At 71.0% G+C, this 10,379-nt stretch carries 10 protein-coding genes; 4 read left to right on the top strand and 6 right to left on the bottom strand.

Annotated features, from left to right (window positions below):
- Window positions 1–308: 308 nt before the first annotated feature.
- Together ACFXPL_RS27615 and ACFXPL_RS27610 are read right to left on the bottom strand one after the other, a co-directional pair.
- Complete coding sequence (locus tag ACFXPL_RS27615; protein WP_004937597.1) at window positions 309–566, bottom strand: WhiB family transcriptional regulator; 258 nt, start codon at window positions 564–566, stop codon at window positions 309–311.
- A gap of 316 nt (window positions 567–882) precedes the next feature.
- Window positions 883–1,851 carry a diacylglycerol/lipid kinase family protein gene (locus ACFXPL_RS27610; protein ID WP_384924592.1) on the bottom strand — a complete coding sequence of 323 codons (969 nt, stop codon included), beginning with the start codon at window positions 1,849–1,851 and terminating at the stop codon, window positions 883–885.
- 44 nt (window positions 1,852–1,895) lie between these two features.
- Between ACFXPL_RS27610 and ACFXPL_RS27605 the strand changes: the two genes are divergently transcribed.
- On the top strand, window positions 1,896–2,378 hold the full coding sequence (locus ACFXPL_RS27605) for a hypothetical protein (protein ID WP_384924590.1): 483 nt from the start codon (window positions 1,896–1,898) through the stop codon (window positions 2,376–2,378).
- A gap of 230 nt (window positions 2,379–2,608) precedes the next feature.
- Here the strand turns inward: ACFXPL_RS27605 and ACFXPL_RS27600 are convergent, their stop codons facing one another.
- The 3 genes from ACFXPL_RS27600 to ACFXPL_RS27590 all read right to left on the bottom strand — a co-directional run bounded on the left by ACFXPL_RS27600 (window position 2,609) and on the right by ACFXPL_RS27590 (window position 4,594).
- On the bottom strand, window positions 2,609–3,790 hold the full coding sequence (locus ACFXPL_RS27600; protein ID WP_384924588.1) for a SigB/SigF/SigG family RNA polymerase sigma factor: 1,182 nt from the start codon (window positions 3,788–3,790) through the stop codon (window positions 2,609–2,611).
- Window positions 3,679–4,092 (bottom strand): anti-sigma regulatory factor, encoded by a 414-nt coding sequence (locus tag ACFXPL_RS27595; protein WP_329829332.1) that lies wholly within the window; start codon window positions 4,090–4,092, stop codon window positions 3,679–3,681. Before ACFXPL_RS27595 ends, ACFXPL_RS27600 begins: the two co-directional genes overlap by 112 nt.
- Window positions 4,093–4,333: 241 nt before the next feature.
- Window positions 4,334–4,594 carry a UBP-type zinc finger domain-containing protein gene (locus ACFXPL_RS27590; RefSeq protein WP_384924586.1) on the bottom strand — a complete coding sequence of 87 codons (261 nt, stop codon included), beginning with the start codon at window positions 4,592–4,594 and terminating at the stop codon, window positions 4,334–4,336.
- A gap of 221 nt (window positions 4,595–4,815) precedes the next feature.
- Between ACFXPL_RS27590 and ACFXPL_RS27585 the strand changes: the two genes are divergently transcribed.
- Window positions 4,816–6,417, top strand: coding sequence for a Na+/H+ antiporter (locus ACFXPL_RS27585; RefSeq protein ID WP_384924584.1), 1,602 nt, complete (start codon window positions 4,816–4,818; stop codon window positions 6,415–6,417).
- Window positions 6,418–6,430: 13 nt separating this feature from the next.
- Here ACFXPL_RS27585 and ACFXPL_RS27580 read toward each other — a convergent pair whose 3' ends face one another.
- Entirely contained in the window at window positions 6,431–7,342 is a 912-nt protein-coding gene (locus ACFXPL_RS27580) for a 1-aminocyclopropane-1-carboxylate deaminase/D-cysteine desulfhydrase (RefSeq protein ID WP_384924604.1), read from the bottom strand.
- 306 nt (window positions 7,343–7,648) lie between these two features.
- Here ACFXPL_RS27580 and ACFXPL_RS27575 point away from each other — a divergent pair, with 306 nt between their 5' ends.
- Together ACFXPL_RS27575 and ACFXPL_RS27570 are read left to right on the top strand one after the other, a co-directional pair.
- Complete coding sequence (locus ACFXPL_RS27575) at window positions 7,649–9,061, top strand: family 2B encapsulin nanocompartment shell protein (RefSeq protein WP_384924582.1); 1,413 nt, start codon at window positions 7,649–7,651, stop codon at window positions 9,059–9,061.
- A 205-nt stretch (window positions 9,062–9,266) separates the two neighbouring features.
- Window positions 9,267–10,316 (top strand): family 2 encapsulin nanocompartment cargo protein polyprenyl transferase, encoded by a 1,050-nt coding sequence (locus tag ACFXPL_RS27570; protein WP_384924602.1) that lies wholly within the window; start codon window positions 9,267–9,269, stop codon window positions 10,314–10,316.
- Window positions 10,317–10,379: the final 63 nt, after the last annotated feature.

Genomic DNA, 10,379 nt, shown 5'->3' with positions numbered 1-10,379 from the left:
GCCCGCGCGGGTGCGCGGCACGCCCGTCCTGGGGGAATTTCGGGTGGCGCCGCAGATGTCGCCGCGCGGGCGGCGGCGTACGCGGGGGGCCGCCGGCCGGTACTTACCGGCCTGCGCCCGGGTGCGTACCCGGGCGCGGCGCCCCTGCCCCCGGCACAGCATCGAGCCCCGGACCGTTCTACGGTCCGGGGCTCGGTTCGAAGCTCACTGTGCGATGCGCATCGGGGGGTACTGCGCGCTGCGGTTCGGGGGCGGGGCTATGCGTACACGCTGTACGCTCCGCCGGCTGAGGCTGTTACAGGGGTGGTTCAGGCGGTCGCGTTACGCGCCCGGTTACGAGCGGCGCGACGCTTCATCGCGCGGCGCTCGTCCTCGCTGAGTCCACCCCAGACGCCGGAGTCCTGGCCGGACTCCAGCGCCCACTGCAGGCACTGCTCCATGACGGGGCAGCGACGGCAGACGGCCTTGGCTTCCTCGATCTGCAGCAGCGCAGGACCGGTGTTGCCGATGGGGAAGAACAGCTCGGGGTCTTCCTCGCGGCAAACGGCGTTGTGACGCCAGTCCATGGCTGCTACCTCTCTTGGTATTACGTGCAGGTTGCTTGTGAATGTGAACGCTTTCACGAATCCCTCGACAAGGGAAGGGTCGACCGCCAGCGGAACTGCCGGTGTCCTTGCTTCGAGGAGGGGTTCTGGTGCTCAGGGAGGCCGGTGTTGCGGGCCGTCCCGAGCGCCATGTAGAGATTCGCAAACCTCGGCGGCGGATACAACCCCTTCTGGAAAGTTTTTTTTGATTCCTCGGTGTCGACTAGGTCACAGCCGTACTTCCATGGGGTGGATGCCAGCCTAAACGTTCGAGTGAAAGGAGTTTGGGCCCTTCCACTCACACAATCACACGCAGTGCACGGCGAACGCCTGTGAACGTCACGCTCGTACGCACTCCAAGATGGTCGCCGTCCATCTGGAAGGGCAGGGGCGCCTTGGAATGCAAGGTGAAGTCGGTCAGGTCGTGCAGGGACACCGCATGGCGCCCGTGGGGGCCCTTGTCCGGGGTCGAAGTGAGCAGTTGCGTCCCATATACGGCCGCCGCCGAGGTCGACATCCTGGTCAGTCCGAGGACGTCGAGCGCCAAGTCGAAGGACGCCGTGGGGGAGGAGTACAGCGGGCGATTCCCCAGGTAAGTGTAGGGAGCGGTGTTGCAGATTATCGACAGGACGAGATCTTCGACCGGATCCTCACCGGGTCGCTCCAAGGTGATCATTCCGTGGCGGCGGTGCGGCTCGTCCAGGAACTGACGTATCACCTGTCGCACATAGAGCGCGTGCGTCGAACGCTTTCCGCGTTCCCGGTGCTGTTCGACCCGGCCGACGACTCCCGCGTCGAATCCGAACCCCGCGTTGAAGGTGAACCAGCGCGGCGGTGCGGCCTCGTCCTCCGAGCCCGGCGTCCCGGCCGCCAGTCCCAGACCGACCGTACGTTCGCTCTTCTCCTCCAGCGCCTGAAGAATCGCGCCGGTCGCCTCCACCGCGTCATTGGGCAGCCCGAGCGCGCGGGCGAAGACATTGGTCGAGCCGCCGGGGACCACCGCGAGCCGTGGCAGCCGCTCCGGGTCCGGGCCGTTGTGCAGCAGACCGTTCACGACCTCGTTGACGGTGCCGTCCCCGCCCAGGGCCACGACCAGCTCGATGTCGTCGGAGTCGGCGGCCCGCCGGCCCAGGTCGCGGGCATGCCCGCGGTACTCCGTCGTCACCGCCTCCAGCTTCATCTCGCTGGCCAGCGCGTGGATGAGTACGTCACGGGTGCGGGCACTGGTGGTGGTTGCTGCCGGGTTGACCACGAGGAGTGCGCGCATGCCCAGCAGATTACCGGCCGAGGCGCGACGGGTCGTCCTCGGGCATGACGGGGCGGGGGGCCCGGCCCGGATCCGGCGGCCGATACCCTGCGAGGGTGAGCACAGCGACGCAGCCCGACCCCGAGCCGATCCCGCGCCCCACCCGGCTGACCGCCGCCGCCGCGGTCAGCGGACTGGAGGCCCTGGCACTGATCGCCGGCGGGGTGTACCTGCTGGTCATGGGGTTGCTCGGCCGCCCTGACTCTCCGCAACAGGCCGAGATGGGCGGAGTGACCCTGATCGCGCTCGGGGCCATCCCGCTGCTGGCCGCCCGGGGGCTGCTGCTGCGCCGCGGCTGGAGCCGGGGGCCCGCGCTGATCACGCAGATCCTCGCGCTGCCGGTCGCCTACACCCTGCTCACCTCGGACGGCGCCGGCATCCCCGCCGGGATCGTACTGGCGGCGGTGGCCGTGACAGGGCTCGTCCTGCTCGTCAACCCGACGACCACCGAGGCCCTCGGGATCCGGGGCCCGGCCAACGACGCGTAACGGCGTCGCCGTGCGGAGGCGTGGACGCGTAGGCACGTAGGGCGGGTGGACGCGTAGGCGCGTGGACGGGTGGGCGTGCAGGCGTAGGCGCGTGGACGGGCAGGCGCTCAGGGGTGTGAATCCGCCGCCCAGGTCCCGCGTCCGTACGACTGCGGGACCTCTCCGTACGGACGGCGTCGACCCTGTCCGTACCGCTACCCCCCGTCCTGGACTCCGCTCCTCGCTCCTCGCTACTCCTCGACGAGCAGCCGCTCGCGCAACTGCGCCAGCGTGCGCGCCAGCAGCCGCGAAACGTGCATCTGTGAGATGCCGACCTCCTGCGCGATCTGCGACTGCGTCATGTTGCCGAAGAACCGGAGCAACAGAATCCGCTTCTCCCGGGGCGGCAGATCCTCCAGCAGCGGCTTGAGCGACTCCCGGTACTCGACGCCCTCCAGTGCCTCGTCCTCCGCGCCCAGCGTGTCCGCCACCGCCGGGGACTCGTCGTCCGTGTCCGGTACGTCCAGGGACAGCGTGGAGTACGCGTTGGCGGACTCCAGGCCCTCCAGGACCTCCTCCTCCGAGATGCCGAGCCGCTCCGCCAGCTCGTGCACCGTCGGCGATCTGCCGTGCTGCTGCGACAGCTCCGCCGTCGCCGTCGTCAGGGCCAGCCGCAGCTCCTGGAGACGGCGCGGCACCCGTACCGCCCAGCCCTTGTCCCGGAAGTGCCGCTTGATCTCCCCGACGACCGTCGGGGTCGCGTACGTCGAGAACTCGACGCCGCGGTCCGGGTCGAAGCGGTCCACCGACTTGATCAGCCCGATGGTCGCGACCTGCGTGAGGTCGTCCAGCGGCTCGCCGCGGTTACGGAACCGCCGCGCGAGATGCTCGACCAGGGGCAGGTGCATCCGGACGAGTTGATTGCGGAGGGCCGCCTTCTGGGGCGAGCCGTCCGGCAGGTCGCGCAGCTCGATGAACATCGCCCGCGCGCCGCTGCGGTCATGTGGGTCGTGGCGCTGCCGCTCACCGCGCGGTTCGCTGCGTGGCTCACTCTGCCGCTCGCTCCGCGGTTCACCCCGCGTCGCGCTCTCCTGCTCGCTGTGCTGCTCGCTCATAAAGGCCGCCCGCTCTGCCTGCGCCCGCTCTGTCCGCGCCTGTTCCGCCGCGGCCGTCTGGCCCTCGGGCCCGTCCTCCGGATGGGGACGCGCCTGCTGCTCGGGGATCCCCGCGGGGGCGAGCACCGGCTCCGCCGGAGCCTCGTGCCCTCCCCGCGGCTCTGGTGGGATGCGCCCCTCGTCACGCACCGGACCGTCCCCGCTCCTCACGCGGGCCCGGGTCCCGCGCCGCGCTGTTTGTAGAGGCTGATGGTGACCGTACGGTCCTCGGCGACCGTCGACTCGACCTTGCCGGCCAGTGCGGAGAGCACGGTCCACGCGAACGTGTCGCGCTCGGGGGCGCGTCCGTCGGTCGTGGGGGCCGAGACGGTCACTTCGAGCGAGTCCTCGACAAGGCGGAAGACACAACTGAGAACGGAGCCCGGTACGGCCTGCTGGAGCAGGATCGCGCAGGCTTCGTCCACCGCGATGCGGAGGTCCTCGATCTCGTCGAGGGTGAAGTCCAAGCGCGCCGCGAGGCCGGCCGTGGCCGTACGCAGCACGGACAGGTAGGCACCCGCAGCGGGCAGCCGGACTTCCACGAAGTCCTGGGTCCCGGGCTCGCCTGCGATCTGGGACACCCTCACCTCCAAGGTGGCACAAGCTCTTCAGGGCTCCGGACAGGACATGTCGCGGAGCCTTGCTGGTACGTGTCATTACGTAGCCGGTCTGGGTGGCGACGCTATCGCGATCCATAGTGCCGTGTCGCCGGGACCCCTATCCGATACCGTCACTCATGGTAAGCATATGACCACGGAAAGTGGCTAGGGGTCTGCGGCATCCAATTCAGAACAACCGGCGGAGGGTTGACGTACCCAGTCGTCACACGATCGAACCGTCCACGAAGCACCAGCGCCAGCTCTCCCCCGGCTCGAAACTTCGCATCACGGCGTGCCCCGTCCGCTGGAAGTGGAGTGTGGCGTGCTGGTGCGGCGACGAATCACAGCACCCGACGTTCCCGCACTCCAGACAGAGCCGCAGTTGTACGGGGTGGCTGCCGACGGCCAGACACTCGGCGCAGGTGTCACCCCTCGGCGCGGGCTCGGGGCGGGGAAGTTCCGTGATGTGGCTGCACTGGCTCATGATGGCGAGATTACGACGTGCGCGCGCACACGGACGAACGCACGCACACAGCACGCACACGGACGTACGCACACACACGTCCCTACGCACACGGACTTACCGACACACGGACTTACCGACACGCGGACTTACCGACACACGCAGACTCACGGACACATACAGACTCACGGACGCGGACGTACCGACACGGACGTACGCGCACGACGGAAAGACGGAGCCGGATGGATGTTCTGCCGCTGATCGCGCTGGTGGCGGCCAGCGCGGCGATCGCCGGGGCCGCCCGCAGGACGCCGGTCGCCGCGCCCCTGCTGCTGGTGGCGGCCGGGCTGGTCGCCGCGTACGTGCCCGGCGTCCCGGACTACACACTGGATCCGCACATCGTGCTCCCGCTGATCCTGCCGCCCCTGCTCTACACCGCCGCGGTGGACAGCTCGTACCTCGACCTGCGGGCCAACATCAGGCCGGTGGCGCTGCTCTCGGTCGGCTACGTCCTCTTCGCGACCCTCGCGGTGGGCTGGCTCACCTACCTCCTCGTCCCCGACCTGCCGCTGACCACGGCGCTGGTCCTGGGCGCGGTCGTCGCGCCGCCCGACGCGGTGGCGGCCACCGCCATCGCCCGCAAACTGGGGCTGCCGAGCCGTATCACCACCATCCTTCAGGGTGAGTCGCTGCTCAACGACGCGACCGCCATCACCGCCTTCAAGGTGGCGCTGGCCGCGGCGGTCGGCGCCGGCGCGAGCTGGGCGGGCGGGGCGGGGGAGTTCGCGCTCGCGTCGCTCGGCGGTGTCGGTGTCGGACTCGTCCTGATGGTCCCACTGCACTGGCTGCGCACCCACCTCACCGAGGCGCTGCTCCAGAACACACTCTCGCTGCTCATCCCCTTCGTCGCCTACGCGGCTGCCGAACAGGTCGGCGCGTCCGGTGTGCTGGCCGTCGTGGTGGTGGCGCTCTACCTCGGCCACCGCTCCTGGCAGGTGGACTTCGCCACGCGGCTCCAGGAGGCCGCGGTGTGGAAGATGGTCGCGTTCGTGCTGGAGTCGGCGGTCTTCGCGCTCATCGGACTCCAGTTGCCCTTCGTCCTCCGGGGACTCGGGGAGTACGGGGTCGGCGAGGCGGTGCTCTACGCCCTGTGGGTCTTCGTGGCCGTGGTCCTCGTCCGGTTCGTCTGGGTCTATCCGGCGACCTTCGTGCCGCGGCTGCTCTTCCCCCGGATCAGGGAGCGCGAGCCCGACACGACCTGGACCGCGCCGCTGATCGTCGGCTGGGCGGGGATGCGCGGGGTGGTGTCGCTGGCCATCGCCTTCTCGATCCCGCTGACGGCCCACGGCGGCGCGCCCTTCCCGGGCCGCAACCTCGTACTGTTCCTGACCTTCACGACGGTCATCGGCACCCTCGTCGTACAGGGGCTCACCCTGCCGCCGCTCATCCGGCTGCTGAAGGTGCAGGGCCGCGACCGGCAGACCGAGACGCTCGCGGAGGCGCAGGCGCAGAGCGAGGCGTCGACGGCGGCGGAACAGCGGCTGGACGAGCTGCTGGCCGACGAGCGCAACGCCCTGCCCGAGCCGCTCGCCGACCGGCTCCGTACGGTGCTTGAGCGCCGCCGCAACGCGGTGTGGGAGCGGCTCGGGGCCGTCAACGAGATCACCGGGGAGTCGGCGGACGACACCTACCGGCGGCTGTCCACGGAGATGATCGAGGCGGAGCGCACCGTCTTCGTGGAACTGCGCGACCGGCGGCGGATCGACGACGAGATGCTGCGGACGCTGCTGCGCCGGCTGGACCTGGAGGAGGCGGCGACGTACCGGGAGGACGGCTCGGACTGAGCGGGGCGGGCCTTCAGCGGGTCTGCCGGGGAGCGGACGGTTCGGGGCCGCCGGTGATGACGGCCGCCACCGCCGTGCCCGGCGGGAAGGCGCCCTCCGCCGCCAGCGTGGTGACCCCGTACAGCATTTTGGCGACATAGAGACGTTCCACGGCGAATCCGTGCCGGTCCTCGAAGTCCCGGGCGAAGGCCTCCAGCTCGGGAGGGACACGGGCGAAGCCGCCGAAGTGGAAACGGTCGTCGAGGCGCCAGTCACCGGCCGGCCCCGTGAACGCGGCGTGCTGGAGCCCCCGTATCTCCCCGTCCAGGAAGCCGCCTCTGAGCACCGGGAAGCCGAGCGCCCGCTGTCCAGGGCCCAGCCCGGCCGCGAGCCCCGCGAGCGTGCCGCCGGTGCCGCAGGCGACCGCGGTGGTGGAGGCCGCGCCACGCAGCTCCCGGCCCAGCTCGGCGCAGCCGCGCGCGGCGAGCGCGTTGCTGCCGCCCTCCGGTACGACGTACACGCGGCCGGGGTCGAGTCCCGCCCGCGCCACCAGCGCGGCGACGACGCCGGGCTCCGCCTTCCCGCGGTACTCGGCGCGTTCGACGAAGAGCAGCCGCATCCCGTCGGCGGCGCACCGGGCGAGCGACGGGTTGAGGGGCCGGTCCGCCAGCTCCTCGCCGCGTACGACACCGACGGTGGCGAAGCCGAGGAGCCGGCCGGCGGCGGCGGTCGCGCGCAGGTGGTTGGAGTACGCGCCGCCGAAGGTCAGCAGCGTGCGCCGGCCCGAGGCGGCGGCGGCCCGCAGATTGGGCGCCAGTTTTCGCCACTTGTTGCCCGGCAGCTCGGGGTGGATCAGATCGTCGCGCTTGAGGAGCAGCCGTACGCCCCGGCGCGTGAAGCGCTCGTCCTCGGCTGGATGGAGCGGCGAGGGGAGGCGCGGGCGCAGGGCGGCGAGGTCGGGCGGTCCGGGAGGTGCGTGTGGTCCGGCCGGTACGTGGGGTCCGGGAGGCCCGGGAGGTGCGTGTGGGGTCACGTTCCCATTGTCGGCCGCGGGCCGTTTCCGGGACGCCGCGCGGCCCGGGGGCGTCGGTGCGTGCGTCGTCGGGTGCGCCGTCGGGATGAACTTCCGCGTGTTGTGCCCCGTATCGCGCGGTTCAGTCCCACTCGTTTGTGTAATGGCGCACGCACGCCACGTGATGGAACCATTCTTCTCGCAGGTCGTACATGATCGAAAGTTTGAGAGGAAGACTTCATGTCGGTTTCGGTTGGTGACGAGGCCCGCGCGGTGCAACCGCCGCCCCAGCAGAGTCTGGGGACGGATGCCGCCCGGAACCTGGCGACCACCACCAAGTCGGCACCGCAGATGCAGGAGATCACCTCGCGGTGGCTGCTGCGGATGCTGCCGTGGGTCCAGGTGCAGGGCGGCACCTACCGGGTGAACCGCCGGCTCAGCTACGCGGTCGGCGACGGGCGGGTGACGTTCGTGCAGACGGGCGACCGCGTCGCGGTCATCCCGGCCGAGCTGGGCGAGCTGCCCGCGCTGCGCGAGTACGGCGACGAGGGGGTGCTGGCCGAGCTGGCACGCCGCTGCGAGCAGCGGCAGTTCGACGCCGGACAGGTGCTGGCGTCCTCCGGTGAGGCGGCGGACGAGGTCTTTCTGCTGGCGCACGGCCGCGTGGAGAAGACGGGCACGGGGCCCTACGGGGACGAGACGGTGCTCGAAGTGCTCGCCGACGGCGCGTACTTCGGTGAGCAGGCCCTGGTGGACGGGGAGGCCACCTGGGCATTCACCGCGCGCGCCGCGACGGCGTGTACGGTGCTGGTGCTGACCAGGCGGGACGTACGGAACCTCGCGGAGCGCGAGACCTCCCTGCGGCAGCACCTGGAGGCGCTGCACTCCGTACCGGAACAGCGGACCAACAAGTACGGCGAGGCCGCCATCGAGCTGTCCGCCGGGCATGTCGGGGAAGCGGTCGTCCCGCACACGTTCGTGGACTACGAGGGGGCGCCGCGCGAGTACGAGCTGAGCGTCGCGCAGACCGTGCTGAAGGTCCACAGCCGGGTCGCCGACCTCTACAACCAGCCGATGAACCAGACCGAGCAGCAGTTGCGGCTCACGGTCGAGGCGCTCAGGGAGCGCCAGGAGCACGAGCTGATCAACAACCGCGAGTTCGGCCTGCTCAACAACTGCGACTACGGGCAGCGGCTCCAGCCGCACGACGGCGGGCCCAGCCCGGACGACATGGACGAGCTGCTGTCGCGCCGTCGCGGGTCGAAGCTGTTCCTGGCGCACCCGCGGGCCATCGCGGCCTTCGGCCGTGAGTGCAACAAGCGCGGGCTCTACCCGGACAGTGTGGAGGTCGCGGGCCACCATGTGCCCGCCTGGCGCGGGGTACCGATCTTCCCGTGCGACAAGATCCCCGTCTCGGATGCCAGGACGACCTCGATCATCTGCATGCGTACGGGCGAGACCGAGCAGGGGGTCGTCGGCCTCCAGCAGAGCGGTATCCCGGACGAGATCGAGCCGAGCATGTCGGTCCGCTTCATGGGCATCGACGAGCAGGCGATCATCTCCTACCTGGTCACGGCGTACTACTCGGCGGCCATCCTCGTGCCGGACGCCCTCGGCGTGCTGGAGAACGTGGAAGTGGGCCGCTGGCGGTGACGCGGCGTGACGTGACGTGACGTGAGATCGCGTGACGTGCGACGCGTGACGCGAGGTTCGGGGCCCGGGCGGGCCGACCGTCGCCCCGCCCGGGTCCTGGGCCCCGTACCGCCGCAGGCACATGACCGGAGCGAGCGCCACTGACGCCGTGAGGCCGCGGTGCCGCGGAACCGTAAAGCCGTTCAGAGGAAGTTGACGCGTGACCATGACCAGCACCGGTGCCGCCACCGAGGGCCACGAGGCCGTGGCCCTCCTGGAGCGCACCCGCACCGCGGTCGATCCCGCACTGCGCTCGGCCGTCGAGTCGTTGCCCGCCTCCATACGCGGGGTCGCGCTCTACCACTTCGGCTGGGCGGGCGCCGACGGGACCCCGGTGCCCATGGGTACGGGGCAGACCGGCAAGGCGATCAGACCCGCGCTCGTCCTCGCCGCCGCCCGCTCGCTCGGCGGGGACCCGCGCCATGCCGTACGGGCGGCCGTCGCCGTCGAGCTGGCCCACAACTTCACGCTCCTCCACGACGACGTGATCGACGAGGACCCCGTACGGCGCCATCGGGCCACCGCCTGGACGGTCTTCGGTACGGCGGACGCCATCGTCACGGGCGACGCCATGCACGCCCTCGCGTTACGGCTCCTCGCGGAGGATCCGCACCCGGCGTCGGCCGCCGCCTCGGCGCGGCTCGCGGCCTGTGTGATCGAGCTGTGCGCGGGCCAGCAGGCGGACTGCGCCTTCGAGTCCCGCGACCCGCACGAGGTCTCCCTCGACGAGTGTGTCGACATGGCGACCGCCAAGACCGGCGTTCTCCTGGGCGCGTCGTGCGCCCTGGGCGCCCTCTACGCGGGCGCTGGGCCGGAACAGGCCGAGGCAGTGGACGCCTTCGGCCGGGAGGCGGGGCTCGCCTTCCAGCTCATCGACGACCTGATCGGCATCTGGGGCGACCCCGGCCGTACGGGCAAGCCGGTCGGCGCCGATCTGGCCGCCCACAAGAAGTCGCTGCCGGTCGTCGCGGCGCTGGCCTCCGGCACGCCGGCCGCCGAGGAGCTGGCGGAGCTGTACCGGCGCCCGCTGGACGCCGAGGGCGTACGGCGCGCCGCCGACGCCGTCGAACGGGCCGGCGGCCGGGACTGGGCGCAGCAGGAGGCGGCCGAGCGGATGTCCCGCGCCGTCCAGCAGCTCTCCCGGGCGGTGCCCGACCTGGCGGCGGCGGGCGATCTGCTCTCGCTCGCGGAGTTCGTCACCCGCCGAAACCGCTGAGTCCGGTGCTGCCGCTGACCACCGACATTGCTGAAAGTACCCGGTCTCTTACGCGATGCGTGC

The organism is Streptomyces sp. NPDC059092, assembly GCF_042756365.1.
Classification (GTDB): domain Bacteria; phylum Actinomycetota; class Actinomycetes; order Streptomycetales; family Streptomycetaceae; genus Streptomyces.
The sequence above is the reverse complement of the archived record's forward strand: the minus strand, read 5'-3'. Positions and strand labels throughout refer to the sequence as shown.